Raw genomic sequence first — 26,956 nt, forward strand, 5'->3', positions numbered from 1 at the left:
GCAAATCAGGGTCAACAATGACAGATTAGAATCCTGAGGAAGCGAACAGAACGCAGTTCATTGACATAACATATAACAACCAAATTAAGAAAACCAAAGCGTCAATTTTAAATTGAGTTTGAGTATAAGGACAAACAAACATACAATGGAGAGTTTGATCCTGGCTCAGGATGAACGCTAGCGGGAGGCCTAACACATGCAAGCCGAGCGGTAGAAGATCTTCGGATCTTTGAGAGCGGCGCACGGGTGCGGAACACGTGTGCAACCTGCCTTTATCTGGGGGATAGCCTTTCGAAAGGAAGATTAATACCCCATAATATATTTTACGGCATCGTAAGATATTGAAAACTCCGGTGGATAGAGATGGGCACGCGCAAGATTAGATAGTTGGTGAGGTAACGGCTCACCAAGTCAGTGATCTTTAGGGGGCCTGAGAGGGTGATCCCCCACACTGGTACTGAGACACGGACCAGACTCCTACGGGAGGCAGCAGTGAGGAATATTGGACAATGGGTGAGAGCCTGATCCAGCCATCCCGCGTGAAGGACTAAGGCCCTATGGGTTGTAAACTTCTTTTATACTGGGATAAACCTACTTACGTGTAAGTAGCTGAAGGTACAGTATGAATAAGCACCGGCTAACTCCGTGCCAGCAGCCGCGGTAATACGGAGGGTGCAAGCGTTATCCGGATTTATTGGGTTTAAAGGGTCCGTAGGCGGATCCGTAAGTCAGTGGTGAAATCTCATAGCTTAACTATGAAACTGCCATTGATACTGCGGGTCTTGAGTGAGATTGAGGTAGCTGGAATAAGTAGTGTAGCGGTGAAATGCATAGATATTACTTAGAACACCAATTGCGAAGGCAGGTTACCAAGTCTTAACTGACGCTGATGGACGAAAGCGTGGGGAGCGAACAGGATTAGATACCCTGGTAGTCCACGCCGTAAACGATGCTAACTCGTTTTTGGGGCCTTGCGCTTCAGAGACTAAGCGAAAGTGATAAGTTAGCCACCTGGGGAGTACGTTCGCAAGAATGAAACTCAAAGGAATTGACGGGGGCCCGCACAAGCGGTGGAGCATGTGGTTTAATTCGATGATACGCGAGGAACCTTACCAAGACTTAAATGGGAAATGACAGATTTAGAAATAGATCCTTCTTCGGACATTTTTCAAGGTGCTGCATGGTTGTCGTCAGCTCGTGCCGTGAGGTGTTAGGTTAAGTCCTGCAACGAGCGCAACCCCTGTCACTAGTTGCTAACATTCAGTTGAGGACTCTAGTGAGACTGCCTACGCAAGTAGAGAGGAAGGTGGGGATGACGTCAAATCATCACGGCCCTTACGTCTTGGGCCACACACGTGCTACAATGGCCAGTACAGAGGGCAGCTACCAGGTGACTGGATGCGAATCTCGAAAGCTGGTCTCAGTTCGGATTGGAGTCTGCAACTCGACTCTATGAAGCTGGAATCGCTAGTAATCGCGCATCAGCCATGGCGCGGTGAATACGTTCCCGGGCCTTGTACACACCGCCCGTCAAGCCATGGAAGTCTGGGGTACCTGAAGTCGGTGACCGTAACAGGAGCTGCCTAGGGTAAAACAGGTAACTAGGGCTAAGTCGTAACAAGGTAGCCGTACCGGAAGGTGCGGCTGGAACATCTCATTTTAGAGCGTCTTTTAGACGATAAACAAAATTAAGTTTTTTATACTTGAAAAAGCTTTGGTTTACTTTGGTTGCTTATATAACAATATACCCCTAAAGATTAGTAAGAGGGAACAGAGAGATAGAGAATCTTGAAGAATGATAGAGAGTAATCGTTTATTATTCGTCAAATATCACTCATAAAGAGTCTCGTAGCTCAGCTGGTTAGAGCGCTACACTGATAATGTAGAGGTCGGCAGTTCGAGCCTGCCCGAGACTACTAATTAATAGAGGGGAATTAGCTCAGCTGGCTAGAGCGCCTGCCTTGCACGCAGGAGGTCAAGGGTTCGACTCCCTTATTCTCCACAATTACTGGAAAGTAATAAAAAGAGTTACAGAGATGTAACAAGAACAGAAGATTATACATTTACGAAAGACAAGATTTATGGACGATAGGGTCCGGCACTATAATAATGAATGCATTATTGAGTGTAAAGAGTTCGACTCTCTTATATATTACTGTTTTACGAGACTGATTTAAAAGTTACGGATAGAGCCAAAAACAATATCTGTTCATCAGTTGAGTAAGAAGATAAAAGATCATTGACATTAACGATAAGAACATCACAAAGAGAAAACCGAGTGCACTTGAGCACTTGAGTTTATAAGAATACCGCTTGGTAGCGATACCAAGCAATAAAAATACTGAACTAATTAATAATTAGGAAAGAAATCGTTAAGGGCGTATGGCGGATGCCTAGGCTTTCAGAGGCGAAGAAGGACGTGGTAAGCTGCGAAAAGCTCGGGGGATCGGCACACACGAATTGATCCCGAGATGTCCGAATGGGGCAACCCGGCTGGTTGAAGACCAGTCACTCCGCAAGGAGAGCAAACCCGGAGAACTGAAACATCTAAGTACCCGGAGGAAAAGAAATCGAAGAGATTCCGTAAGTAGCGGCGAGCGAAAGCGGATTAGCCCAAAAGTCTTTATATGTTTAATAGAATGTTCTGGAAAGAACAGCCATAGACGGTGATAGCCCGGTATATGAAAGGCATATTTGGATGATAAATGAGTAGGGCGGGACACGTGAAATCCTGTCTGAATATGGGGGGACCATCCTCCAAGGCTAAATACTCCTGAAAGACCGATAGTGAACTAGTACTGTGAAGGAAAGGTGAAAAGCACTTCGAATAGAAGGGTGAAATAGAACCTGAAACCGTACGCCTACAAGCGGTCGGAGCCCACAAGTTGGGTGACGGCGTGCCTTTTGCATAATGAGCCTACGAGTTAATTTTACTAGCGAGGTTAAGGACTTAAGGTCCGGAGCCGGAGCGAAAGCGAGTCTGAATAGGGCGCTTAGTTAGTAGGATTAGACGCGAAACCTTGTGATCTACCCATGGGCAGGTTGAAGCTTTGGTAACACAAAGTGGAGGACCGAACCGGTTGACGTTGAAAAGTCTTCGGATGACCTGTGGGTAGGGGTGAAAGGCCAATCAAACTGGGAGATAGCTCGTACTCCCCGAAATGCATTTAGGTGCAGCGTTGAGACAAGTTTATTAGAGGTAGAGCTACTGATTGGATGCGGGGGAGTCAAATCCTACCAATTCCTGACAAACTCCGAATGCTAATAAATGTTTCTCAGCAGTGAGGGCGCGGGTGCTAAGGTCCGTGTCCGAGAGGGAAAGAACCCAGACCAACAGCTAAGGTCCCAAAATATATGCTAAGTTGAAATAACGCGGTTGGACTGCATTGACAGCTAGGATGTTGGCTTGGAAGCAGCCATTCATTTAAAGAGTGCGTAACAGCTCACTAGTCGAGCGGTCCGGCATGGATAATAATCGGGCATAAGCATATTACCGAAGCTATGGATTTGTACATTAGTACATCTGGTAGGGGAGCATTCTATTTGCGCCGAAGCAGTATCGTGAGGTATTGTGGAGCGGATAGAAAAGAAAATGTAGGCATAAGTAACGATAAAGCGGGCGAGAAACCCGCTCACCGAAAGACTAAGGATTCCTCAGCCATGCTAATCAGCTGAGGGTTAGTCGGGACCTAACGCGAACCCGAAAGGGGTAGTGGATGGACATAGGGTTAATATTCCCTAACTTGCTCACACTAAAAAGGGGACGGAGTGCCGTACTTACTGGAGACTGACGGAATAGTCAAGGCCTAGCCTTCGGGCGAAGCTGCTGTAAGGAAAGTGCTTCCAAGAAAAGCCGAAGTGAAGCAACCCGTACCATAAACCGACACAGGTAGTCGAGGAGAGAATCCTAAGGTGCTAGAGTGAATCATGGTTAAGGAACTAGGCAAAATAGTCTCGTAACTTCGGAAGAAGAGACGCCAGCAGCAATGCTGGCCGCAGTGAAGAGGCCCAGGCGACTGTTTATCAAAAACACAGGACTCTGCTAAATCGAAAGATGCTGTATAGGGTCTGACACCTGCCCGGTGCTGGAAGGTTAAGGAAGGGCGTTAGCAGCAATGCGAAGCGTTTGACTGAAGCCCCAGTAAACGGCGGCCGTAACTATAACGGTCCTAAGGTAGCGAAATTCCTTGTCGGGTAAGTTCCGACCTGCACGAATGGTGTAACGATCTGGGCACTGTCTCAACCATGAGCTCTGTGAAATTGTAGTCTCGGTGAAGATGCCGAGTACCCGCAATGGGACGAAAAGACCCTGTGAACCTTTACTATAACTTCGTATTGACTTTGAGTAAGTAATGTGTAGGATAGGTGGGAGACTTTGAAGCAGGCACGCTAGTGTTTGTGGAGTCAACGTTGAAATACCACCCTTTACTTACTTGGAGCCTAACTTCTTTTAGAAGGACATTGCGTGGTGGGTAGTTTGACTGGGGTGGTCGCCTCCAAAAGAGTAACGGAGGCTTTCAAAGGTACCCTCAGCACGCTTGGTAACCGTGCGTAGAGTGTAATGGCATAAGGGTGCTTGACTGTGAGACCTACAAGTCGATCAGGTGCGAAAGCAGGACATAGTGATCCGGTGGTTCCGTATGGAAGGGCCATCGCTCATAGGATAAAAGGTACTCCGGGGATAACAGGCTAGTCTCCCCCAAGAGCTCATATCGACGGGGAGGTTCGGCACCTCGATGTCGGCTCGTCACATCCTGGGGCTGGAGAAGGTCCCAAGGGTTGGGCTGTTCGCCCATTAAAGTGGCACGCGAGCTGGGTTCAGAACGTCGTGAGACAGTTCGGTCTCTATCTATTGCGGGCGTTAGATGTTTGAGAGGGCTTGAATCTAGTACGAGAGGACCGATTTGAACAAACCTCTGGTGTATCAGTTGTACCGCCAGGTGCACCGCTGAGTAGCTACGTTTGGAAAGGATAAGCACTGAAAGCATATAAGTGCGAAACCTGCCTCAAGATGAGACATCTTTTAAGGGTCGTTGGAGATGACGACGTTGATAGGCTATAGGTGTAAAGACAGTAATGTCATAGCCGAGTAGTACTAATTACCCGTAGATTTATTGCCTAATTGGCATAGTGCTCAATTGCACAACAAGGTTCTCTCTTTGTGAACGTTTTTATCGATAATTATTGTAAAATGTAGAGCTGTAAAAAGTATTAACGATTATAATCATTGTGAATACAATTTACATTAATACAAAATACAATAATATAAATATACTGTACATCCTTTTGTACAAAACAACCTTTAGGGTGGTTTTAGCAGAGGGGCTCACCTGTTCCCATTCCGAACACAGAAGTTAAGCCCTCTAGCGCCGATGGTACTGCGAAAGCGGGAGAGTAGGTCGCCGCCAGTTTTTTTTAACTCCTTCATTCTTTATTGAATGAAGGAGTTTTTTTTGTTTTATAATAAAGAAATCAATCCAGCCAGATAGAATAAAATTGATACTTTTTAATGACACTCTGTATGACTAATGAGATCTAATTATTTTGTAAAACCTCATTAATGATACTTAAAATCTATCTTAGAATAATGTAAGCTTATATCAGAACTTCTTAAATTTAACTGTTTCTTGAATCAAAATAGCACAGATAATTTATTAGCTAGAGTATAAAAATTTAGATGAATTAGATTAAACGAAATGTTTAGTTGAAGGAATTTGGAAAAAAGAGAAGCGCTGTAAGCCGGATTCTGTCGAGACTTGTTATTTATCTGCGCTTTGCATTGCTGCAAAACTTTAGCTGCTTACCCCTCATCAATGCCCGAGCCGAACTTAACTGATGATATACTTAGCATTGCACCGCATAGAGTTTACCTGGTTTCACTACAGCCGAACTGTACTTGCTTTCTGTTGCACTTGTCCTACTCTCGCAAGTGACGGACGTTATCCGCTATGCTGCCCTATGGTGTCCGGACTTTCCTACCCAAAATGAATCTGGATCAACAAGTCACGCTTCTCTGAGGTGCAAAAGTACAAAATATTGTTTGAGTTTCTAATGGAATGTGAATGTTCTTCCTTGCGAAGAGCATCCCGGATGGAACGGCCTGTCTGAGCTCATCCTGAAAATAGCTTCGGAGTTAGCTTGGCTTTTAAGGATAGCGAGTGGTGACAGCCGGATAAGATGCCCAAATCTTTATCATATTGATATTATCTTCTATTATTTTTCGTAAAATCCTTATCTTCGTTCGCGGAATGGAGAACAAACAGAAAGCTTTTTCTAAATTAATAAAGGACAACCAAGGACTTATCATCAAAGTCTCGCGCCTTTATACCCATTCTCTGGAGGACCAGGAAGATCTTTTTCAGGAGATCGTGTTACAACTTTGGAAATCGTACGACTCATTCCAAGGTAATTCTAAGATTTCGACGTGGATGTACCGTGTAGCTTTGAATACGGCCATCACATTATTCCGAAAGAAAACCAGACAACCACAGACGGACGAACTTCAGGATTTCCACAGCAAAGATTTCCTTGAAGACAATGATGAGAAACAACAACAAATCTCGCTGTTGTACAAAGTAATCAAACTTCTGCCCGATGTGGAAAGAGCCATCGTGATGATGTATCTGGACGATGAGCCTTATAAAGAAATTGCTGAAACATTGGGAATCACAGAAGTGAACGCCCGTGTGAAAATGAACAGACTTAAGAAAGTACTAAAAGAATTAATGATAAAGCATGCCTAACGAAGAAGATTTTGATATCGATTCTCTAAAGAAAACTTGGCAAGATCAAGAAATTGCTGATGGCTATGATCAAAGTGAGATCGAATCTATGCTTAATAGAAAATCGAGGAATTATGTAAAATATATCCTTTGGATCAGTATTGCAGAATTTGTGATCTTTGGATTGATCAATTTCTTAGCTTTATTTTCCAGCAATTTCCATACAGATTTTACGAGTATTCTGGATAAACTTCAAATCCGAAATCAGAACGAGGTCGAGTTTTCTTTGGATAGAATCTATTACTGGATGAAGATCTTCAGTTTGCTGATAACAGGCGTATTCGTGGTCATTTTCTATATTAATTATAAAAAAATCACCGTAGAGTCTAACCTCAAAAAGTTCATCACGCATATCATTCATTTCAAAAGAACGGTCAATCTTTTTATCTTCAGCAATATATTTTTATTAATCCTTTTTATTGGGAGTTTTACGAGTTTTATCGTCTTTACCATCAATAAGCAAAAGATCCATGTTGATAATCCGACTTTTTGGGGATTGATTACGGGTGTCGTTTTCAGTTTGTTGATCTGTATCATTCTAATATTGCTCTACTACAAATTGGCATACGGAATCCTGCTGAAAAGGCTTTCCAAAAATCTAACACAGCTCGAACATATCGATTCTGAAAAAGCGTGATGGATGTCATATATCATTGATTATCATTAGTTATTATTTGTAACATTTTCCTTATCTTTGCACCCATAAAAGATCTTTGAAATGCTGGGAAGAAGACAAATCCGTGAAAAAGTTGTAGAATCGCTCTATGCTTACTATCAAAACCCGATCAGGTTTGAAGTTGTTGAGAAAAATATGTTCTCAGAAATCAACAAAATCTACAATCTGTACATCTACACGCTCAACTTTATGGTGGGATTGAAGAGTTTGACAGAGGATCAGATAGAAATTGGGAAAAACAAGTACATCAAAACCACGGAGAACGAAAATCCAAATCAAAAATTAGTTAGAAACCAGATCCTCATTCAGTTAGAAGACAATGAAGAGAGAAGAAGTTTCTCTAGCAAACACAAAGACCTTCTTTGGGATTCCAATGACCCTATTTTGGTAAAGACATTCCAACGCATCAAAGCGGGAAAACGTTACCAGGATTATATGGAAGATAGCGAAATCTCTTTCGAAGACGATCAAAAATTCATCGGAAAACTTTTCTTGAGATATGTTGCAGAGAATAGTGATCTGCACGATAGATTCGAAGAGAAAGAAATGTCCTGGGCAGATGATCTGCACATTTCAAACTCGATGATACAAAAGACCATTGGGTTTATGAAGCAAGACGAACCTTCGCATACTTTAATTAAGATGTTAAAGGATGATGAAGACGAAGAATTTGCAAGAAAACTACTAAGGTCTTCACTCAATAACTGGGAAGAATCTGAAAAGAAATTGCAAGAACGTTTGGTGAACTGGGAATTGGACAGGATTTCCTTATTAGACAGAATCGTCTTGATCGCAGCCATCACAGAGCTAGACAACTTCCCGTTGACAGCTTCCAGAATTATCATTAATGAATATATTGATATTTCTAAAGTCTATGGAACCGAGAAATCCAACGTTTTCATCAACGGTGTTCTGGACAAATACACAAAAGATACAAACCGAGTATAATTTCAAATAAATATTATTTAAAAATGAAATCAATCAAAATATTAGCTATCGCAGCACTTTGCACGCTAACTTTTTCTTGTAAAAAAGAAGAGAAGACCTTAGACCATATTCCAGGAGTAGATTCTGCTCAGGCGAGTACTGTGGTAGAAGCACTTTCCCAAGATTCTGTGAATCCAGATGACGCAGCATTGGTAAAAGAGGCGCAAAGCAAACCATTGACAACGATTGCCTTCAGCGAAACTGATCACAGCTTCGGTGATATCAAAAAAGGAGAAAAAGTAGAGCACATCTACGAAGTGACCAACACAGGAACGAACCCTTTGATCATCTCAAACGTGAAACCAGGTTGTGGATGTACAGTTCCAGATTTTACAAAAGAACCGATCTTGCCAGGTAAAAAAGGAAAGATCACTTTACATTTCGATTCTACAAACTTCGATGGTGCAGTCAGCAAAGCCGCAGACGTTTTTGTAAACGTGGAAAAAGCGCCGGTAAGATTGACTTTCACAGCTAACATTACTCAATAATATAAATTATGCTAACAGTATTTTTACAAGCAGCTGCACCACAACAATCATTCACGCCTACGCTGATCATGATTGGTTTGATGGTGGTCGGATTTTACTTCCTGATGATTCGTCCTCAGATGAAGAAGCAAAAGCAGGAAAAGAACTTCCAAGAAGCTTTGAAACCAGGTGCTAGAGTAGTGACGACTTCTGGAATGCACGGCAAGATCTTCAGTATTGCTGATGACGGTGTGGTGATCGAAACGCTCAGCGGAAAACTGAAGTTCGAAAAAGCAGCCATCTCAAAAGATTTCACTGCTGCAAGATTCCCGGAAACTTTCGGAGAAGTGAAGAAATAATTTTTCTAAATATAAAAAGGGCACGAAATAATTAAATTTCGTGCCCTTTTTTTTGACTTATATTTTAAAAAGCTAACAGCCAGAAGCCAAAAGCCAATTGCTATTTCGTTACGTTATCAATGAATTCCAAGATAGAATCCTTGCTCCAATCCATCGAGCTATCTTCCTTTTTCAGAATCCTGCCATCTTTCCCGATCAAGTAGGTCGTAGGAAAAGCAACAGGCAAAACTTTCGGGTCCAAAGGACTTTCAGCAATGTAAACAGGCGCCGTATAATTATTTTCCTTCAGGAATTTTTTCACATCTTCCTCTTGGTCCTGCATCGCGATCAGGGCGAATTCCAGTTTATCTTTTTTCAGGTCGTACAGTTTCTGTATCGTCGGCCATTCCGTTCTGCAAGGCGGACACCAAGTTCCCCAAAAATTAAGGAACAAAACCTTTCCACGCAGGTTTTTGAGATTCGTACTGCTCGTATTGATGCCTTTCAGATCGATATCCAAAACCTCGTCTGCAAGCAAAGTTTCATTATTGATCTTCGAAACCGTCGGACTCATCGCAATCTGTTCAGACACAAAATCCCTAAGTGGCTTGATGGTCATAAAAGCCAACAAGACAATCAGTAAAATGAAGTAAACAATATTTTTTCTTAGAAAATTCATAACAATAATATTAAAAATTGGGGCGTATCCCTCGCCAACACTAGGGCCAGCCGCTCGGGTCGGGCTATCCACTACTATCTTCTGCTTGCCTGGCAAGGCAAGTAGAAGGATATCCGTTACTATCCCTTACGCAGGATTGAAATTTACAACAATTCCAGAAGTTCCTCTATCGTATCGAAACCTCTGTTTTTAGCATAATACGTTTGCAATTCCACATAGAATTGGTCTTTCGTAAATTCTTCCGGATTCGCTTTATGTTTATTCAGAAGTTCGGTGCCGTGTTTTGGTCTCGGTCCCCAATGCGCGATTTCATTAAAATCTTCATCAAGGAAGATCACGATCGGAATCGACTTTCCGCCGTTTACCAAATAGTCATCAACCAAACTTGGTTCCTGGTCACGGTAAGAGATCCTGATTTCAAACTGCTCGAAAAACTTCACCACAACCGGAATTACCTGACTCGCATCGCCGCACCAAGCTTCAGAAATAATTAATATTTTTCCATTGAAATTCTTATTGGCCAAAGTCGCCACCTGCTCAGAGTTTGGAAGATACTTTTCCCACATTCTGTTCATTCGTTGGATTCCTAGTCTGTAATATTCAGCGTAATCTGACTCTTGAGAATTCTTTGGATTTCCAAGTCTTTCTCCAGCTTCACGAAGATATTCGGTGTAGGAAACAGCATTGTCCCAAAATTGTTTTATATCCATTTTTATTTTTTAATAGAATGATGATGATACATTTCCCATAATTCCTTTCCGTTTCTATGATACTCGCTCAATTTATTATTGATAAGATTGGAAATGAATTCATTGTAATCTTTTTGCTCATTTTCCCATTTATCGAAATGCTGTTCATAATACCAAAACAACGCTTTAGGATTTGAGAAATCGAGTGGATTTTCACCTTGACCACAATAAGGATTTTCCGATTCACCATTGTAATATTTGTAGTCCGGAAAATCATCAGAAACAATAAAATCGCCCACTAAGAATTAGAGTTTTCTGGTTTTATTGATCAAATACATATCTGCCAAAACAAATGCAGCAAGACTTTCCACGATCGGTACAGCTCTTGGGACCACGCAGGGATCGTGTCTTCCTTTGCCTTCCACCGTCACAGATTCGCCATCTTTATTGATGCTTTCCTGCGGACGAAGAATCGTTGCCACAGGTTTGAAAGCCGCACGAAAATAGATGTCCATTCCATTCGAAATTCCACCCTGAATTCCGCCGGAAAGATTGGATTGTGTTGTTCCATCTTGGTTGAAAAGGTCGTTGTGTTCCTTTCCTGTCATTTTCGCACCACAAAATCCACTGCCATATTCAAAACCTTTGCAGGCGTTGATGTTCAGCATTGCTTTGCCTAATTCAGCGTGAAGCTTATTGAAAATTGGCTCGCCCAATCCAACCGGAACATTTTTAATAACGCAAGTTACTGTTCCGCCAATCGTATTGCCTTCCTTTTTGATTTCTTTGATTCTCTCAATCATTTTCTCGGCCGTTTCCTCATCGGGACAACGGACGATGTTGTTTTCGGTCTTAGAAAAATCCAAATCCTGATAAGGTTTCTCGCAAAAGATTTCGCCAACAGAAGAAACGTAAGCATTGATTTCAATATCGGGAAAAAGTTGTTTGGCTAATGCGCCTGCAACCACCCAATTCAAAGTTTCACGAGCAGAAGATTTTCCGCCACCACGATAATCGCGAATGCCGTATTTTTGGTCATAAGTATAATCGGCGTGGCTTGGACGATAAGCCTGAGCAATATGGTCGTAATCTTTGGAACGTTGGTTTTCATTTTCAACAATGAAACCGATGGGCGTTCCTGTCGATTTTCCATCAAAAATCCCGGATAAAAATCGAATCTTATCGCCTTCTTTTCTTTGTGTTACAATTGCAGATTGCCCCGGTTTTCTGCGGTCAAGTTCCAACTGAACTTTCTCAATATCGATTTCCAGACCAGCAGGGAAATTGGTGATAATTCCGCCGTAAGCTTCTCCGTGACTTTCGCCGAACGAAGAAAGCGTCAAAAAGTTTCCTAAAACATTAAACATAAATGAAAAATTAGATAATAGACTGATAGATGATAGATCATTTTTTAGACTAACAACTACCGTTACAAATTTACTGATTAAAAACTTATTTTTGAATAAATTGCTAGCCTATTATCCATCTGTCTATTATCTGAAAATCTATCTTTACAAAATGAATTCTAATAAAACGGTCTTGATTCTCGGTGCCAATTCTGATGTGGCGAAACAATGTATTTTGCAATATTTAGCGAAAGGCTTTTCCATCATTGCATCTTCCAGAAATTTACAGTCTTTGGAAAATTATATCAGTGAAAATCAATTAGACAAATCAAAAATTGAAATCAAGTATTTTGATGCTACAGATTTTTCCTCTCATCAAAAATTTTATGATGAATTATCCATCAAACCAAATATCGTGGTTTATTCAGCAGGTTTTTTAGTGGAGAATCAAAAAGCTTTGCAGGATTTTTCTGGAACTTTTGAAATGATGAAAACGAATTATGTGGGCGCAGTTTCTATTCTGAATATTATTGCAACAGATATTAATAATAAAAATCTCCAAAGAATCATCGGACTTTCGTCACTTTCAGGCGTTCGTGGACGGAAAAGTAATTTCGTTTACGGAAGTACAAAAGCTGCCTTCACACAATATTTAGCTGGCCTTAGACAGGAATTGAATTTAAGGAAAATTACGGTGAATGTTCTGGTGAGCGGTTACATCAATACTAAAATCAATGCAGGTTTGGATTTGAATCAATCGTTATTGATGGAACCTGATTATGTGGCCAAACATATCGTGAATGCTGGCAATTCTTTCACTATCGTTCCCAATTGGAAATGGAAAATCATCTATTGGATTTTGAAGTTATCTCCCGAGTTTCTCGTAGCAAAGTTGCCTTAGAGATCAAACTTTAACTCATACTTTTTTGGTATGAATTGAATTTATTTCTACTTTTGTCCCTTTAATCATCGATTATGAAGTTAAAAGAGATAGGCAGAATTCGAAATTATAATTCCGAAGAATTCACTTCGAAGTTTATGAAACCCAATATTCCGGTCATTATAGAAGACTTTATCGACGCGGAAAGTCCGGCTCTCAAAAACTGGAATTATGATTATTTCAAAGATATTGCAGGGAATAATGAAGTGGATGTCTATGGTGAGGAGATCCATTCTCTTGACAGAGCGGCGAGTAAACCATTGGCCAGAATGAAATTTTCTGAATATCTGGATTTGATAAGCCGAGAAAAAACAAAATACAGATTGTTCCTGTTCAATCTTTTGAGCATCAAACCAGAACTCAAGAAAGATGTCATTTATAAAGATATTACGAAAGGCAAAGTCTTGTCTTGGCTGCCTTTTATGTTCTTCGGTGGACAAGGTTCCAATACGCGAAACCACGTCGATATCGATATGTCACACGTTTTTTTGACTCAATATCAAGGTATTAAAAAAGTTTGGCTGTTCCCACTCAGTCAATCAGATTTGATTTATAAATTACCTTATAATTTTCACAGCATCGCCAATTTGAAAACGTCGTCTCAGGAGGAATTTCCTGGACTGAAATATCTTGATGGTTATGAAGCGGTTCTGAAACCTGGGCAAACACTTTATATGCCGTCTGGCTGGTGGCATTTTATTCAATATGAAACAGAAGGTTATTCAATCTCTGTACGCGCTTTGCCTTTTCAGTTGATAGAAAAATGGAGAGGCTTCAAAAATCTGGTCATCACTCAACATTTCGATAATCTGATGCGAAAACTCTTCAAAGAAAAATGGTTCAATTACAAAGTTTCCATCGCCAAAAAACGTGCGCAGACTGCCATTGACAAGATTGAAGGCAAACATATTCTGGAAGATATTCCTGATATTCCGATTCATTTTTAACTTTTGACCAATAGTTTATATGATTTAATAAATAGAAAGCCAAAGATTTCAGAATCTCTGGCTTTTTTCTTTTATTTAGAATTATTTGATCCCCACTTTATCAAGATAAACTTTTTGGATGGCAAGAATACTGTCCGGCTTCGACCTTAATTTTTTGAAATTCTCTTTTACGAGTTCATAATAACCTTCTCTCATTCGAGGGTCAGATTCGGTGAAAAAGTCTTTGGCAGCCTGACCTTGGGCGTTGACAGCATCGATATATTCTAAAGCTCCCTTATAAAAAGGCATCGCTTCAGGACTTACCGAAGTACCTGCAATATTCTTTAAACCTGCGCTTGCGTCTTCCGAAAGCTTGATCGCATCTTTGACCTCTACGGCAGTTTCTGCAGAAGGAGCCTTGGCTAATGCACTGGAATCCGAAAAATATTTCGCTTCAAATTCGTCGAGCGCATTCATTTCCTCTAGAAATTCATTTGCTACTTTTTCATTGAGCGCAAATTCGTCGCCCTTTTTACAACCTACCAAAAGAAGAATTGGTATCAAAAAAATCGCTGCTTTTTTCATAGTCTGTCTTTTTTATAAAATTAGCAAAATTTTATATTCAAAGTATAAAAGGAGATAAAAATTTCACGCTTCTTTATTGCTGAGATTGGTGATAAGCCATCGCTATATGAATTTCAAAATAAGAAAAACCTTCCCCTAATTCATCTTTGATGGCTTTCAGTGATGGAATTGTCTGGGTTTTTGCAACTTCGATAATCGGTTCTATTTTGCTCATATCAATTAATTCGTCAGCTTCTATTTTTCCAGTGGCAACAAAATTTGCCAAATGATTTTGAATGGTGTTGATAGACAGATTTCTGATTTTAGCGATTTCTTCTACATTGTTTCCTTCTTTGTACAATTTAAAAGTCGTCGCAAAAGTTCCAGATGTCTTGGCGTTGTTCTTTTTGGGTTCTCTTTTCTTCTTCGGTTTTTTCTCGATGACTTTACTAGTCAAACTATGAATGTTGCAATAATCTGTAATAGGAGTCAAAAATATTTCTCCATATTTTTCAATTTTAAAAGCTCCGAAACCACTTATCTGATTCAATTCTTCTTTTGAATTTGGAAGATAAGCTGACAATTCCATCAAAGTTGCATCTGAAAAAATGACGTAAGGAGGAACATTTTCTCGTTCGGCGATTTCTCTTCTCAAGGTTCTTAGTTCTGCAAATAATTCTTCGTTTCCGTCAATATCTGGAGCGGAATAATGGGTTTCAATTTCAGCGACAGTCACGGCTTTGGCTTGTTCTTTTACTTTTTGGAAGGTGACTTTTTTATCTTTAAATAAAACCAATTTGCTCTCTTCATTCAGTTTTAAAACCGAAAATTCTTCATTCGATTCACTCAAAAAACCATTAATCAATAATTGTCTTATCAAGTTTTGCCAATAATTTTTATCCTGATTATTTCCAATGCCGTAAGTCGGCAAACTGCGCATAAAATCTGTAATTTTTACACTTTTGGAACCTCGCAGAAAATCGATGATTAGGTTTTTTCCGTATCGTTCTTTCAACCTAAAAATCGCACTCAATAATTTTTGAGCATCGGTTGTTGCGTCCCAAGTTTCAAATTCACTCAAACAAAAATCGCAGGAATTGCAGTTTCCATCGTGTTTTTCGCCGAAATATTCCATCAGATATTGTCGTCTGCATTTTTGCATTTCGGCAAAGTCGGACATTTGTTTCAGCTTTTGCAACATCAGTTCAGATTGCTCTTCGTTGCCTTCTACCATTGCAAATCTTCGCAATTTTATCACATCAGCAAATGAATAAAATAAAATCGCTTCACTCGGTAAACCATCTCGTCCAGCTCTCCCAGTTTCTTGATAGTAACTTTCAATATTTTTGGGCAAATCTGCGTGCATTACAAATCGGACATTGCTCTTGTCGATTCCCATTCCAAAGGCAATCGTCGCAACCATCACCCGAGTTTTATCCTTTAAAAAATCTTCCTGAACTCTTGCTCTTTCCACGGAAGAAATCCCGGCGTGATAAAATGTGGAATTGATGCCATTTTCTCTGAGATTATTCGACATTTCTTCCGTTCCTTTTCTCGATAAACAGTAGATAATTCCCGAATCATTCGGATGTTCATTGAGGTATTGAATGATGTTTTGGAAGACCGATTGTTTCGGTTGCACAAAATATTTGATATTGGCTCTATTGAAAGAAGAAATCAAAACCAGCGGATTTTGAAGATTCAATTGTTTGATGATGTCTTTCCTCGTAATTTCGTCTGCACTCGCCGTCAATGCGATGATTGGGACTTCTGGAAATTGCTTTTTAATTCCATTTAAAAATAAATAGTCCGGACGAAAATCGTGACCCCAATGCGAGACACAATGCGCCTCATCTACCGCAAACAGGGAAATATTGACGTCATTCAACAATTTTAAAAATGCTCCATTATCTGAACTCAATTTTTCCGGCGCAACATATAAAAGTTTGAGCTGACCGTTTTTTAATTGATTTAAAGTTTCATTTTGCTCATAAACACTCATCGAAGAATTGATGTACGAAGCCGAAATTCCGTTCACGCGCAACGCATCAACTTGGTCTTTCATCAAAGCAATCAACGGCGAAATCACAATCGCAGTTCCGTCCAAAACCAACGCCGGAACTTGGTAGCAAAGCGATTTTCCACCACCGGTTGGCATCAAAACAAAAGTGTCTTTTTTTGAAATTAAATTTTCAACAGTGTTCGCTTGCTCGAGGCGGAAATTGTCGTAGCCGAAATATTGTTGTAATATTTGTGATGGAGATTTCATAGAATTTGTGTTTTAGTAAAAATAATAAATTTGGCTTGGAATCAAAAATGATAATTCCTGTAACATTTTCGTCGGCAAAAGAAGTGTTTCTATCGGTAAAGTTTTCAAAGCGTGGCAACGTACGATAATTTTGACGAAAATTAATAGATATGTCATTATTTACACCACTTATTTGGATTCTCATCATCGTTCCATTCATTGCTTTAGCCATTATTAGGTCAGAAAAGGTCAATCTAAAATATTTAGGATTGTTCGTCCTCTATTTTTTAACGGATTCTTACATCCAGCATTTGTCGAAACTCTATTTTGATTTGGAGTTTATAGGATTGAAATTCGCCTGGATTGGTAAAATTTTGAGTTTGTGTTTTGCTTTGATTGTTATTTTTTCTGTTTCAAAAAAAGACAGAGAAGAGATTGGATTTACGACGAAAACCAACTCTAAAAGTCAAGTGAAAACCGGAATTTTAATTTTTCTCGGATTTTTGGCCTTCGATTTTATATTCAAAATGATTTTGTTTCCGAAAGGCGGTGATTTCGATTTGGAAACGTTTGCATTCCAAATGACGATGCCTGGTTTGACGGAGGAATTGGTTTTTAGAGGGATTTTATTTTGGCTATTGGACAAAGCTTTCGAACCGAAATGGAATTTCAAAGGCGTTAAATTCGGTTGGGGATTTGTCATTGTCACGATACTTTTTGCCGAAGCGCACGGTGTGATGCTTACAGAAAATTATGAATTCAAGTTTGACATCATTACAATTCTTTATTTAACAGTCATTTCCTCTGTCAGTGTCGGGATTTTGCGTAAACTTTCAGGAAATCTTATTTTTCCAATTTTGGGACATAACGCCATCAACACGATAAATGCAGTCATTAGAATTTTGTAAAAACTAATAATCAAACAGCTTCAAAAAACTATCTTTGGAGCTGTTTTTCAATTAAAAATTATGCAAAAAATATCTTCAAATTATTTTACCCAACGCATCGGTGAATTTGATTTTGAACAATTTTACACCCAACAAAAAAGATTGATATTCCATTCTTTAATGTGGTTGAGTTTTGCTTTTTTATTGTTTTTGAGTTATCGTTTAGCTTATCAACTCACGTATTTCAATAGTTTCATCCTTACACTTCGGATGTGCGTTGTGAATATGATTGTGTTCTATGTTTTCTTTTATCTACTTCTGCCAAAAATTTTAAAACAATCATTCGGATTGGCGATTTTTTATTTGATTGTCAGTTTTCCTGTGTTTGTAATAGTTTGGTTGCTATCAACTTACTTGTTTTCTATTATTTATCACCACTTAGGATTCGAAATTTTAGAAGGAGAATTGAAAGGTGCGATTACGGCGAGTGCCAACCAGACTTTTTTGGAAGCCATTTCTTTTAGTAGAATAATTTCTCAGGCCATTATTTTCATTTCGCTTTTATCGCCGTTCTTTTTTGTTAAAATCTTATTTGAAATCTCAAAACTTTACAGCCGAACCATTAAGATTCAAAACCAAAGAAATCTGCTGGAAATCCAAAATATCAATATTGAAAAAGACTTTCTAAGATCCCAGCTCAATCCACATTTTCTATTTAATACTTTGAATAATTTATACAGTTTGAGCCTTAAAAAAGACAATGCGGTTCCCGAAGTGATTCTCAACCTTTCCGACACAATGAGTTACACGTTGTACGAATCGAACAGTGAAAAAGTAGAATTATGGAAAGAAGTAGAATTCGTTAAAAATTATTTCGAGCTCGAAAAAATGCGTTATTCTGAGGATAAGAAAATTCATTATGAATTTCCTACAGAGACAGATTGCAAAGGTTTAAAGATTGCTCCGCTTTTGACTTTCACCTTCATAGAAAATGCTTTTAAATATGGTCTAAAATCAAAAGAATCAGCTTTTTTGAATCTTAAAATAAAGATTGAAAATGGGAAGTTTATTTTTGTGATAGAGAATGATTTCGAGGAAAACAAAACCAAAATTATTCACGGCGGAATCGGAATAGAAAATGTACGTAAACGGCTCCAGTTGATATATCCGAATGATTTTCTATTAGAAATTCTCAGGTCACAAAATATTTTCAGCGTGCAGTTAACAATCAATTTAATCAAGTAATGGAAAAAATAAATTGCATCATTATCGATGACGAACCACTTGGAAGAGACGTCGTAGAATCCTTCGCTAAAGAAGTTTCTTATCTAAACATTCTGGGGATTTTTGAAAACCCTATGACAGCTTTATCTTTTCTGGAAGAAAATCCCGTCGACCTTGTTTTTAGTGATATTGAAATGCCCAAAATCAATGGTTTGGATTTCCTTCGCACAATAGAAAATCCGCCCGTTTTTATTTTTATTACGGCTTATCGGGAATTTGCTTTAGACGGTTTTGATACTGGCGCGACAGATTATTTGGTGAAACCGGTTCGTTTTGATAGGTTTTTGAAAGCGGTGCAAAAAGCTAAAAATCAAATAGATTTAAAGAGGAGTTCTACAAGCTCGCAAGAGCACAACGACAAAATCTTTATTAAATCTGAAGGAAAAATTGTCAAAATTTTGTTGAGCGAAATTTTATATATCGAAGCCCAAGGCGATTATTTAAAAGTGATGACGACATCGGAAATCTATTCGACCCAAATGACACTTACATCGATGGAAGAGAGTTTACAAGACAAAAAATTCTTTAGAGTTCAGCGTTCATTTATCTTAAATCTTGATTTTGTTAGAAGTATCCACGGAAATATGGTGGAGCTACTGAACGGAAAATCTATCTCTGTTTCTGTGAATAAAAAGGAGGAACTTTGCAGATTGTTGGGAATGTGAATTTTTTAAATAAAAAAGCGAGAAAAAAATTCCCGCTTCTAATTTATGATTTTAAATCCAATTTAAGTTCCAGTTCTGTCAGCTGTTCCTGATGAATCGGCGCTGGTGCATCAATCATCACATCTCGTCCAGAATTATTTTTCGGGAAAGCGATGTAATCTCTAATCACTTCATTTCCATCAAGAATCGCAACCAATCGGTCAAATCCGAAAGCCAAACCACCGTGAGGCGGAGCGCCATATTTGAAGGCGTTCATCAGGAATCCGAACTGCGCTTCTGCTTCTTCTTTTGAAAATCCTAAAAGGTCAAACATTCTGGATTGTAAATCTTTATCAAAAATTCTGATAGAACCACCGCCAATTTCGTTTCCGTTCAAAACCAAATCGTAAGCGTTGGCTCTCGCTTTTCCTGGGTCGGTTTCCAAAAGGTGGAAATCTTCGGTTTTCGGCGACGTGAAAGGGTGGTGCATTGCGTGGTATCTTCCGGATTCTTCGTCGAATTCCAGCAATGGGAAATCTACAACCCAAAGTGGTGCAAATTCGTTTCCTTTTCTCAAGCCAAGACGGTTTCCGAGTTCCATTCTCAGAGCGGAAAGTTGCGTTCTCACTTTGTCTGCGTTTCCTGACATTACGAAAATTAAATCTCCAGCTTTTGCTCCAAATTCCTCTGTGATTTTTTTCAAATCTTCTTCTGAATAGAATTTATTTACAGACGAAGTTATAACGCCATCGTTTTGGAATTTAATCCAAACCAATCCCGTTGCACCGATTTGAGGGCGTTTTACCCAATCTACCAATTCGTCGATTTGTTTTCTGGTGTAATCTGCAATGCCTTCAACATTGATTCCGACTACCAATTCTGCCTCGTCGAATATTTTGAAATCTTTTCCTTTTGTTAAATCATTCAGTTCGTGGAATTCCATTCCGAAACGGATGTCCGGTTTGTCGTTTCCATATTTCTGCATCGCATCGGCGAAGGTCATTCTTGGGAAATCCTGAAATTCGTTTCCGGTAATGTCTTTCAAAAGAACTTTGGTCATTCCTTCGAAAACATTCATAATATCTTCCTGCTCTACGAACGCCATTTCGCAATCGATTTGGGTAAATTCCGGCTGTCTGTCGGCTCTCAAATCTTCGTCACGGAAACATTTTACGATTTGGAAATATCGGTCCATTCCGCCAACCATCAACAATTGTTTGAACGTTTGTGGCGATTGTGGAAGTGCATAAAATTGTCCTGGATTCATTCTGCTTGGAACTACGAAATCTCTCGCGCCTTCCGGAGTAGATTTAATTAGAACCGGCGTTTCAACCTCGATGAAGCCTTCTTCGGAAAGATAATTTCTCACTTTCTGCGCCATTTTGTGACGGAAAATCAGTTTGTCTTTCACGGGATTTCTTCTGATGTCGAGATATCTGTATTTCATTCTCAATTCTTCGCCACCGTCAGTTTCGTCTTCGATGGTGAACGGTGGAAGTTGAGATTCATTTAAAATGATTAGATTTTCAACTAAGATTTCTACGTCTCCAGTTGCAATCTTTGGGTTTTTGGAAGTACGCTCGATAACGGTTCCTTCTACTTTGATGACGAACTCACGGCCTAATTTTTTAGCGGTTTCCAAAAGTTCTTTGGAAGTTCTGTCCTCGTCCAAAACCAATTGTGTGATGCCGTAACGGTCTCGCAAATCTATCCAAATCATAAAACCTTTGTCGCGGATGGTTTGTACCCAGCCGGAAAGTGTTACTTTTTCATTCAGATTTTTCAGCGTCAGTTCGCCGTTTGTGTGTGTACGGAACATTTTTTTAGAAGTTAGATGTTAGACTTTAGAGATTAGACATTTAGTCGTCCAATTTCCGAGTGCAAAGATAATAATATGAATAGAGAATACGACAAATATGTACATAATTGTCCATATTTGATGTAATTAATTTCAATCGGGGCGAAGCGCGTGAGGGATAGTAGTGGATATCCTTTTTTTGGCAGATGGAATTGGCGGATGGGAAAAAAGATAGTAACGGATAGCCCGGCCCGAGCGGTGGGAGAAGCGTTGGCGAGGGACACGCCCATATTTTTGGCGCAATTGAATTTCAATTCCTTTGATCGATGTCTGAAAAAGTAAATCAATCTCTCTGCAAACTAGCGGAATATCCACAAAGATTATAAAACTAGCAAACACGACATCTTTTGTCGCATTAAGAATTTATATTTGTTGTTTAGAAAAGAGAATGAGATCTGTTGCAGTCCGATTAATTTTAGACAAATAAAGAATTAAAACCAAATGAAAAAAGACTTTTACCTTACCAGATACGCCCTTATCATCAAAAGACTGGAACGGTCTCCTGCGACCTATCCTGAATTGGAAGATTACCTTCTCAACTCGTTTGAGTTTCAGGATGCTAAAATTGTGAGCTACTCTATGCGGACGCTGCAAAGAGATATTAAGGATATTGCAAATCTTTTCAATTTTGATATTCATAATAAGAAAAAAGGTGACAACAGATATTACATTGAGAGTCGTCCTGTGATGGAAGTGGATGAATATAATCAACGTCTTTTGGAGTCCTTTCAGATTATGAATGCCGTAAATTCGCAGCCGGATTTTGCGGAATTTGTGTATCTAGAGAGTCACAATCCCCGCGGTATCCAGAATTTTTATGATCTGCTGTTTGCGATCCGCAACAAGCGCATTATAGAATTCCGGCATTTCAAATACAAAGACCAAAGTGTGACGTCCAGAAAAGTACAGCCACTGGCACTGAAAGAGTCTAAAGATCGCTGGTACCTGATAGCAGTAGATTATAAAGACGAAAAACTGAAGGCGTTTGGACTGGACAGAATCAATGATCTGACGGTGAGTAAAATGAGCTTTAAGCTGCAGCAGAAGTTTAATCTGAAGGAGCATTTCAAAAATGCATTCGGAATTATGAATATGGAGGAGGAGCCTGAAAAGATTATCATCAGAGCGACCAAGGAGCAGGCGGAATATATTAAAAGTTCTCCGCTGCATCATTCTCAGCAGATTGTACGTGAGACCGGTACTTTTCTGGAGTTTAGCTATCATCTTTTCCCGACTTATGATTTCATTCAGGAAATACTGTCTTTTGGAAATCAGGTAAAAGTGCTTGAGCCAAAGACGCTTGCCGACAAAATCAAAGAGACATTGAAGAAATCGATCCAGCTGTATGATGATTTTCCCAATAATCCGTAAACACTCTTTTTAAAAATCAAAATTATAAAAAACCTGAAGGTGTTTCTTCAGGTTTTTTTATGGCTTAAAAATGTTCTAGAAAATGACATATCCCTTCTTGTCTTTTGGGAGTTTTGATAAAATTCTCCAATTGCAGGCGACGGATTTACCGGCTATTTTTACAGTTCTTTTTTCAAAGTGGGGTAGGTCTTTGAAGTTTTTCCAGTTTCCGCCCCAGTTCCAGCCGTGTTTTGCGAAGACTTTCACACACTCATACCAGTCAGCAACCTGATCGTTGTCCCAATCTTTGGTGGTGTCCCAGCTTGCTGATTTTCCATTGATGATAAGGCAAATATCTACTGCGAGGCCGTAGTTGTGAATGCTTTGTCCGGGTTTTGCATTGGTCACCTTTTTTCCGGGTCTGGTTCGCCCCTGCGAATAGAGTTTTGTCTGCTCGTCGAAGGTTCTAAATCCTTGTGTAATTCTTACCTGGGCTTGTCCTTTTAAATTTGTATTGCATTCATCGATGATCTGCTTTACTTCGGAAACAACGGAGGGATGTAATTTTTCGATTCGGTCTTGTGTGATTTTGTCCATAATATTTTTTTTATAATACAAATATGGAATAGCAGTGCGCCAAAACTTGTCGCTTATTATTTGAGATTAAAATTAAGACTTTAGTTTTTTATGATGGTCCGTGATTGTCCTGAACTTTGGGTTTTCTCAACTGATAAAAAGCAGCGATGTATTGTGTAACTGCTTTTTTTAATATAAAAAGCACGGATTGGAGTTTTGGAGATATTTCGCAAAGTCGGAAGAATTTGTGCAGCGGGGGTGAATTTATCCAAATTATCAACACATATTGGTTCAACATTTTCTATTTTTACTAGTATCATATTCTTTATTTTATATATCCAACTTTTACGTCAATGTTGAAATTAATAAAAAACAAAAAAGCCACCTTTTACACAGACTTTATTAGTTACTTATTCTTTAACCCCTTATCATAAACTTCTGAATAGCTTAAAATAGCTTTGGCAACAGTGTTATAAGTTTTCATCATAAGGAATTGGAACATATTGATCATACCTAATTCGTCATACCATATATCATCATCTTCCTCACGAGTATATACTTTTCCATTACTTCAGTTTTTCCAGCTATAGCTGTGCTTGCATTTTTGAAAAGTTGCCAATTATTTAAACCTGCAGGATTACATTCTTCTAATATTCTTTTAATATTGGTGTTAATCACACTTAATAAAAAAACTTTTTCATTTATATTTTCTTTCACAATTCCATTTCCACTTTCTGGAATTATAAAAACAATTATTAATAGATAATATCCTTCAAAACTAGAGTCTATTTTATTTGCAATCTCTACGGAATGCCCCAAAACATTATTTAGTCCTTGAATAAATTTATCTAAATTATCTACTCCTGTTGGTTCAATATTTTCTATTTTTAATAATTTTACTGGTATCATATTCTTTATTTTCCGTATTTAACCTTTAAAATCAATACTGCAAAAACCTGCTTTTAAACAGGTTTTATCATTATTTATTCTTCAAATACTTGTTGTAAACTTCTAAATAACTTAAAATAGATTTGACAACAGTTTCATAGGTTCCATCTTTAGGAATAGGTATACATTGATCATAGCCTAAATCTTCATTGATATTATCTCCTTCTTCTAGCGTGTAAACTTTTTCAATCACATCGGTTTTACCTATTACTGAAGTACCTGCTGTAATGAAAAGGGACCAACTGGTTAAGCCAGCAGGATTAAATTTTTCAATATAATTAGGTATATCCGCATTAAATGCACCTAATAAAAACGACTTATTTGTAATACATTTTTTGTACTTTTCAGATAAATACAGAGCGCCTCCAATTGGCATTAAATAATAGCCTTTAAAAGATTCGTCAGATTCATTGGTTATTTCTACAGTATATCCTAATACTGAGTTCAATGCCTTGACAAATTCGGGATAGCATTCCAAAGCCCATGCTTCTTTTCTATCATTTATTTCTAATAATTTTATTTGTATCATATTTTTTACAATTTAACTTTTACTTCGATATTGTAATTCATATAAAGTAAAAAAGCCTACATAAAAGTAGGCTTCACTTATTATTTATTTTTAAGATATTTATCATAATGTTCTAAATAACTTAAAATAGCTTTAGCAACAGTTTCATAGGTTCCATCTTTGGGAAAAGGTATATAGTCATCGTAGCCTAAATCTTCATACATGATATTATCTCCTTCTTCCAAGGTGTAAACTTTTTCAATCATTTCTTTTTTACCTATTACCGATGTCCCCGCTGTAAAAAAAAGAGCCCAATTTGTTAATCCTGCGGGTTTGCACTCTTCTAATATTCTCGGAATATTAGTATTAATCACACTTAATAAAAAAACTTTTTCATTTATATTTTCTTTCACAATTCCATTTCCACTTTCTGGAATTATAAAACCCATTGGTAATAGATAATATCCTTCAAAACTAGAGTCTATTTTATTTGCAATCTCTACGGAATGCCCCAAAACATTATTTAGGCCTTGAATAAATTTATCTAAATTATCTACTCCTGTTGGTTCAATATTATCTATTTTTAATAATTTTACTGGTATCATATTCTTTATTTTATATATCTAACTTTTACTTCAATGTTGTAATTCATGTATAACATATCACTTAAGGATAATCCATGTTCTTTCATAAATGCATCATACGAACCTTCAAATTTAGGATTAAGAGGATAATCTCTATTTTTAAGTTGTTTCACCGAAAAATATTGACCTTGCCCAATAATTCTTCCACTAGTGGTTTCGTAGCCTGCCTGTGTCATTACTGTTTTCATGTATTCATTACTTGGCGCAGCTAATATATCTACCGAATCAAAATTACGGATAATTTTTCCTCCAATTACTTGATGAATAAATGCTGCAGTATCCAAATTCTGTATCTGAGACATTTTTACCATTTGTATTTCGCCTTCGGCAATATTCAATAATTTCATTTGCCGGAGGGTAAAGTAAGCGTGAGTAGGAATACCTCTGCCTTGAACCAATGGAATTTTTACATCTTCTATCCATCCTGGTAAATCATTTGCAAATCCATGATTAAAAGTAAATATCTTTTTCTTAGCATCAAAGTTTCGATAAAAATACCCTTCATAACCCTCAAATTTCGTTACAATCCCTCTACCGTATTTAGGATCAAAATTCTCAATATCTTTTAGACTTTCAAATCCTTTTGGTTTATAATTTACATCAATACTGTCAAATAATCCTTCCACATAGCCCATTCTTCCATTTTCATACTTTATGGTATCGGCAATCTCTTCTAAAGTCTCTTCCAGTTTTTCTTTACTTACTTTCCCCCATTTTTTGTTGAATTTAGAAAGGTCTGCTTTAGTAAATTCTTCTATTACCTCGCCTTTGTACATTGCAACGTAGCTTTCAGCAAACTTTCCTTCTTTTTGCCCGCCTAAGAAAATGACGCCGTTTTCCGCCATTGTGTTACCAAGAGCTTTATATTCTACGCCTGAGAAAATCTCCTGAGGTTCCAAAACTTTCAAAGTGTTTTTCTGGAAATTGGAAATATTGGTTTCTAAAATGGCTTTTATTATCAGAGATTTGAGGTAATTCTTTGCGCTTCCCTCTGCTAATTTTGTAAGCAATTTTGCTGCACTAATGTAAAAACCACCAACAAGAGTCAATCCTGCTACTGCAAAACCGCCAACAGTATAAATTTTCTCCCACGTATTAAGAAACTCTGCTCTGCCTTCGCATTTCAAAATTTCTTCTTTGAGTAAGGTATTAAAAAAACCGCCTTTTCTGGCGGTTTAATTACATATTTTCTATTTCAGATAATCTGATAGATAATCTCCACTAAAATATTTATTCAATTTAAAAATAATACTTTCATAATGAATTTTAAAGAATCTAAAAAGCTCTTCATTACTATAAGGAGATTCTAACAATCCTTTATAGTCATATTCAGGATGTTCTATAATCCATTCAAAAACCTCTTTGTTTTTCAAAACAGTATCAATTTTTAAATTTGATAAGTCAGAATCACCTGTCATATCTTTATACATATCTTTTAAAGTAAAGATTTCCTTTACCCTTTTTCTCCAAACCGCACCGTGTATGGCGTTCAATATTAGTTTCTGTTCCATAATTTAATAACTTGATGTAAGTTTAATTTTTTCTTTAGTATTTTCTAAAATAATGCCTCGCATCTAATTCTTTTAAAGTATTTTTCTTTACAAAATCTAAAGAT

Annotated in this window: 24 protein-coding genes, 2 tRNA genes, 3 rRNA genes and 1 other RNA gene; 16 read left to right on the top strand and 14 right to left on the bottom strand. The window is 38.2% G+C overall.

Annotation, left to right across the window (positions count from 1 at the left end):
- The first annotated feature begins 142 nt into the window (after nucleotides 1-142).
- From PQ459_04695 to rrf, 5 genes are all read left to right on the top strand, one after another.
- A 16S ribosomal RNA gene (locus tag PQ459_04695) occupies nucleotides 143-1,660 on the top strand.
- Between the two features lie 182 nt (nucleotides 1,661-1,842).
- Nucleotides 1,843-1,916, top strand: a tRNA-Ile gene (locus PQ459_04700).
- Nucleotides 1,917-1,928: 12 nt separating this feature from the next.
- Nucleotides 1,929-2,002: transfer RNA gene (locus tag PQ459_04705), tRNA-Ala, on the top strand.
- A 360-nt stretch (nucleotides 2,003-2,362) separates the two neighbouring features.
- Nucleotides 2,363-5,119 (top strand): 23S ribosomal RNA (locus tag PQ459_04710).
- 184 nt (nucleotides 5,120-5,303) lie between these two features.
- Nucleotides 5,304-5,411: ribosomal RNA gene (rrf, locus tag PQ459_04715) — 5S ribosomal RNA — on the top strand.
- The 16S, 23S and 5S rRNA genes sit together here with 2 tRNA genes alongside, the layout of an rRNA operon.
- Before the next feature lie 308 nt (nucleotides 5,412-5,719).
- Here the strand turns inward: rrf and rnpB are convergent.
- Nucleotides 5,720-6,015, bottom strand: an RNA gene (gene rnpB, locus PQ459_04720) — RNase P RNA component class A.
- A 233-nt stretch (nucleotides 6,016-6,248) separates the two neighbouring features.
- On the opposite strand from rnpB, the gene PQ459_04725 reads away from it, so the two are divergent.
- From PQ459_04725 to yajC, 5 genes are all read left to right on the top strand, one after another.
- Nucleotides 6,249-6,743 (top strand): sigma-70 family RNA polymerase sigma factor, encoded by a 495-nt coding sequence (locus tag PQ459_04725; GenBank protein ID WDF47783.1) that lies wholly within the window; start codon nucleotides 6,249-6,251, stop codon nucleotides 6,741-6,743.
- Nucleotides 6,736-7,419 carry a beta-carotene 15,15'-monooxygenase gene (locus PQ459_04730; GenBank protein WDF47784.1) on the top strand — a complete coding sequence of 228 codons (684 nt, stop codon included), beginning with the start codon at nucleotides 6,736-6,738 and terminating at the stop codon, nucleotides 7,417-7,419. Before PQ459_04725 ends, PQ459_04730 begins: the two co-directional genes overlap by 8 nt.
- An 81-nt stretch (nucleotides 7,420-7,500) precedes the next feature.
- On the top strand, nucleotides 7,501-8,406 hold the full coding sequence (locus PQ459_04735; GenBank protein WDF47785.1) for a transcription antitermination protein NusB: 906 nt from the start codon (nucleotides 7,501-7,503) through the stop codon (nucleotides 8,404-8,406).
- Nucleotides 8,407-8,429: 23 nt separating this feature from the next.
- Nucleotides 8,430-8,933 (top strand): DUF1573 domain-containing protein, encoded by a 504-nt coding sequence (locus PQ459_04740; protein WDF47786.1) that lies wholly within the window; start codon nucleotides 8,430-8,432, stop codon nucleotides 8,931-8,933.
- An 8-nt stretch (nucleotides 8,934-8,941) separates the two neighbouring features.
- Entirely contained in the window at nucleotides 8,942-9,271 is a 330-nt protein-coding gene (yajC, locus tag PQ459_04745) for a preprotein translocase subunit YajC (GenBank protein ID WDF47787.1), read from the top strand.
- A 100-nt stretch (nucleotides 9,272-9,371) separates the two neighbouring features.
- On the opposite strand, the gene PQ459_04750 is transcribed toward yajC, so the two are convergent.
- The 4 genes from PQ459_04750 to aroC form a co-directional block, all read right to left on the bottom strand.
- Nucleotides 9,372-9,929 carry a TlpA disulfide reductase family protein gene (locus PQ459_04750; GenBank protein WDF47788.1) on the bottom strand — a complete coding sequence of 186 codons (558 nt, stop codon included), beginning with the start codon at nucleotides 9,927-9,929 and terminating at the stop codon, nucleotides 9,372-9,374.
- A 143-nt stretch (nucleotides 9,930-10,072) separates the two neighbouring features.
- Entirely contained in the window at nucleotides 10,073-10,639 is a 567-nt protein-coding gene (locus PQ459_04755; protein WDF47789.1) for a thioredoxin family protein, read from the bottom strand.
- 2 nt (nucleotides 10,640-10,641) lie between these two features.
- Nucleotides 10,642-10,917: a hypothetical protein gene (locus tag PQ459_04760; GenBank protein WDF47790.1), complete on the bottom strand. Its 276-nt coding sequence runs from the start codon at nucleotides 10,915-10,917 to the stop codon at nucleotides 10,642-10,644.
- Nucleotides 10,918-10,923: 6 nt separating this feature from the next.
- Nucleotides 10,924-11,985: a chorismate synthase gene (gene aroC, locus PQ459_04765; protein ID WDF47791.1), complete on the bottom strand. Its 1,062-nt coding sequence runs from the start codon at nucleotides 11,983-11,985 to the stop codon at nucleotides 10,924-10,926.
- A gap of 91 nt (nucleotides 11,986-12,076) precedes the next feature.
- On the opposite strand from aroC, the gene PQ459_04770 reads away from it, so the two are divergent.
- Both PQ459_04770 and PQ459_04775 read left to right on the top strand, forming a co-directional pair.
- Nucleotides 12,077-12,865, top strand: coding sequence for an SDR family NAD(P)-dependent oxidoreductase (locus PQ459_04770; GenBank protein ID WDF47792.1), 789 nt, complete (start codon nucleotides 12,077-12,079; stop codon nucleotides 12,863-12,865).
- A 74-nt stretch (nucleotides 12,866-12,939) separates the two neighbouring features.
- On the top strand, nucleotides 12,940-13,851 hold the full coding sequence (locus tag PQ459_04775) for a cupin-like domain-containing protein (GenBank protein WDF47793.1): 912 nt from the start codon (nucleotides 12,940-12,942) through the stop codon (nucleotides 13,849-13,851).
- Nucleotides 13,852-13,932: 81 nt separating this feature from the next.
- Here the strand turns inward: PQ459_04775 and PQ459_04780 are convergent, their stop codons facing one another.
- Both PQ459_04780 and recQ read right to left on the bottom strand, forming a co-directional pair.
- Nucleotides 13,933-14,415, bottom strand: a complete 483-nt coding sequence (locus PQ459_04780) for a hypothetical protein (protein WDF47794.1) — start codon at nucleotides 14,413-14,415, stop codon at nucleotides 13,933-13,935.
- 73 nt (nucleotides 14,416-14,488) lie between these two features.
- On the bottom strand, nucleotides 14,489-16,663 hold the full coding sequence (gene recQ, locus PQ459_04785) for a DNA helicase RecQ (GenBank protein ID WDF47795.1): 2,175 nt from the start codon (nucleotides 16,661-16,663) through the stop codon (nucleotides 14,489-14,491).
- Between the two features lie 149 nt (nucleotides 16,664-16,812).
- Here recQ and PQ459_04790 point away from each other — a divergent pair, with 149 nt between their 5' ends.
- From PQ459_04790 to PQ459_04800, 3 genes are read left to right on the top strand one after another with little or no spacing between them, the layout of a single operon-like run.
- Complete coding sequence (locus PQ459_04790; protein WDF47796.1) at nucleotides 16,813-17,550, top strand: CPBP family intramembrane metalloprotease; 738 nt, start codon at nucleotides 16,813-16,815, stop codon at nucleotides 17,548-17,550.
- A 60-nt stretch (nucleotides 17,551-17,610) separates the two neighbouring features.
- Nucleotides 17,611-18,774 (top strand): histidine kinase, encoded by a 1,164-nt coding sequence (locus tag PQ459_04795; GenBank protein ID WDF47797.1) that lies wholly within the window; start codon nucleotides 17,611-17,613, stop codon nucleotides 18,772-18,774.
- Nucleotides 18,774-19,478 (top strand): LytTR family DNA-binding domain-containing protein, encoded by a 705-nt coding sequence (locus tag PQ459_04800; protein ID WDF47798.1) that lies wholly within the window; start codon nucleotides 18,774-18,776, stop codon nucleotides 19,476-19,478. The genes PQ459_04795 and PQ459_04800 overlap by 1 nt, the downstream gene beginning before the upstream one ends.
- 43 nt (nucleotides 19,479-19,521) lie before the next feature.
- Here PQ459_04800 and aspS read toward each other — a convergent pair whose 3' ends face one another.
- Nucleotides 19,522-21,276 (bottom strand): aspartate--tRNA ligase, encoded by a 1,755-nt coding sequence (gene aspS / locus PQ459_04805; protein ID WDF47799.1) that lies wholly within the window; start codon nucleotides 21,274-21,276, stop codon nucleotides 19,522-19,524.
- Between the two features lie 480 nt (nucleotides 21,277-21,756).
- On the opposite strand from aspS, the gene PQ459_04810 reads away from it, so the two are divergent.
- On the top strand, nucleotides 21,757-22,686 hold the full coding sequence (locus PQ459_04810) for a WYL domain-containing protein (protein ID WDF47800.1): 930 nt from the start codon (nucleotides 21,757-21,759) through the stop codon (nucleotides 22,684-22,686).
- A 75-nt stretch (nucleotides 22,687-22,761) separates the two neighbouring features.
- Here the strand turns inward: PQ459_04810 and PQ459_04815 are convergent, their stop codons facing one another.
- The 6 genes from PQ459_04815 to PQ459_04840 all read right to left on the bottom strand — a co-directional run bounded on the left by PQ459_04815 (nucleotide 22,762) and on the right by PQ459_04840 (nucleotide 26,852).
- Complete coding sequence (locus PQ459_04815) at nucleotides 22,762-23,262, bottom strand: M15 family metallopeptidase (GenBank protein WDF47801.1); 501 nt, start codon at nucleotides 23,260-23,262, stop codon at nucleotides 22,762-22,764.
- 492 nt (nucleotides 23,263-23,754) lie between these two features.
- On the bottom strand, nucleotides 23,755-24,150 hold the full coding sequence (locus PQ459_04820; protein WDF47802.1) for a hypothetical protein: 396 nt from the start codon (nucleotides 24,148-24,150) through the stop codon (nucleotides 23,755-23,757).
- A 70-nt stretch (nucleotides 24,151-24,220) separates the two neighbouring features.
- On the bottom strand, nucleotides 24,221-24,718 hold the full coding sequence (locus PQ459_04825; GenBank protein WDF47803.1) for a hypothetical protein: 498 nt from the start codon (nucleotides 24,716-24,718) through the stop codon (nucleotides 24,221-24,223).
- An 80-nt stretch (nucleotides 24,719-24,798) separates the two neighbouring features.
- Complete coding sequence (locus PQ459_04830; protein ID WDF47804.1) at nucleotides 24,799-25,302, bottom strand: hypothetical protein; 504 nt, start codon at nucleotides 25,300-25,302, stop codon at nucleotides 24,799-24,801.
- 5 nt (nucleotides 25,303-25,307) lie between these two features.
- Nucleotides 25,308-26,468 (bottom strand): hypothetical protein, encoded by a 1,161-nt coding sequence (locus PQ459_04835; GenBank protein ID WDF47805.1) that lies wholly within the window; start codon nucleotides 26,466-26,468, stop codon nucleotides 25,308-25,310.
- Between the two features lie 63 nt (nucleotides 26,469-26,531).
- Nucleotides 26,532-26,852 carry a hypothetical protein gene (locus tag PQ459_04840; protein ID WDF47806.1) on the bottom strand — a complete coding sequence of 107 codons (321 nt, stop codon included), beginning with the start codon at nucleotides 26,850-26,852 and terminating at the stop codon, nucleotides 26,532-26,534.
- Nucleotides 26,853-26,956 lie beyond the last annotated feature (104 nt).

Origin of the sequence: Chryseobacterium sp. KACC 21268 (assembly GCA_028736075.1) — a bacterium.
Classification (GTDB): domain Bacteria; phylum Bacteroidota; class Bacteroidia; order Flavobacteriales; family Weeksellaceae; genus Epilithonimonas.

Excerpts from the sequence above, each read along its gene's own strand:
- PQ459_04725 (WDF47783.1), top strand. The coding sequence starts at position 6,249 with ATGGAGAACAAACAGAAAGCTTTTTCTAAATTAATAAAGGACAACCAA.
- PQ459_04730 (WDF47784.1), top strand. The coding sequence starts at position 6,736 with ATGCCTAACGAAGAAGATTTTGATATCGATTCTCTAAAGAAAACTTGG.
- PQ459_04735 (WDF47785.1), top strand. The coding sequence starts at position 7,501 with ATGCTGGGAAGAAGACAAATCCGTGAAAAAGTTGTAGAATCGCTCTAT.
- PQ459_04740 (WDF47786.1), top strand. The coding sequence starts at position 8,430 with ATGAAATCAATCAAAATATTAGCTATCGCAGCACTTTGCACGCTAACT.
- yajC (WDF47787.1), top strand. The coding sequence starts at position 8,942 with ATGCTAACAGTATTTTTACAAGCAGCTGCACCACAACAATCATTCACG.
- PQ459_04750 (WDF47788.1), bottom strand. The coding sequence starts at position 9,929 with ATGAATTTTCTAAGAAAAAATATTGTTTACTTCATTTTACTGATTGTC.
- PQ459_04755 (WDF47789.1), bottom strand. The coding sequence starts at position 10,639 with ATGGATATAAAACAATTTTGGGACAATGCTGTTTCCTACACCGAATAT.
- aroC (WDF47791.1), bottom strand. The coding sequence starts at position 11,985 with ATGTTTAATGTTTTAGGAAACTTTTTGACGCTTTCTTCGTTCGGCGAA.
- PQ459_04775 (WDF47793.1), top strand. The coding sequence starts at position 12,940 with ATGAAGTTAAAAGAGATAGGCAGAATTCGAAATTATAATTCCGAAGAA.
- PQ459_04780 (WDF47794.1), bottom strand. The coding sequence starts at position 14,415 with ATGAAAAAAGCAGCGATTTTTTTGATACCAATTCTTCTTTTGGTAGGT.
- recQ (WDF47795.1), bottom strand. The coding sequence starts at position 16,663 with ATGAAATCTCCATCACAAATATTACAACAATATTTCGGCTACGACAAT.
- PQ459_04790 (WDF47796.1), top strand. The coding sequence starts at position 16,813 with ATGTCATTATTTACACCACTTATTTGGATTCTCATCATCGTTCCATTC.
- PQ459_04795 (WDF47797.1), top strand. The coding sequence starts at position 17,611 with ATGCAAAAAATATCTTCAAATTATTTTACCCAACGCATCGGTGAATTT.
- PQ459_04800 (WDF47798.1), top strand. The coding sequence starts at position 18,774 with ATGGAAAAAATAAATTGCATCATTATCGATGACGAACCACTTGGAAGA.
- aspS (WDF47799.1), bottom strand. The coding sequence starts at position 21,276 with ATGTTCCGTACACACACAAACGGCGAACTGACGCTGAAAAATCTGAAT.
- PQ459_04810 (WDF47800.1), top strand. The coding sequence starts at position 21,757 with ATGAAAAAAGACTTTTACCTTACCAGATACGCCCTTATCATCAAAAGA.
- PQ459_04815 (WDF47801.1), bottom strand. The coding sequence starts at position 23,262 with ATGGACAAAATCACACAAGACCGAATCGAAAAATTACATCCCTCCGTT.
- PQ459_04820 (WDF47802.1), bottom strand. The coding sequence starts at position 24,150 with ATGATACCAGTAAAATTATTAAAAATAGAAAATATTGAACCAACAGGA.
- PQ459_04825 (WDF47803.1), bottom strand. The coding sequence starts at position 24,718 with ATGATACAAATAAAATTATTAGAAATAAATGATAGAAAAGAAGCATGG.
- PQ459_04830 (WDF47804.1), bottom strand. The coding sequence starts at position 25,302 with ATGATACCAGTAAAATTATTAAAAATAGATAATATTGAACCAACAGGA.
- PQ459_04840 (WDF47806.1), bottom strand. The coding sequence starts at position 26,852 with ATGGAACAGAAACTAATATTGAACGCCATACACGGTGCGGTTTGGAGA.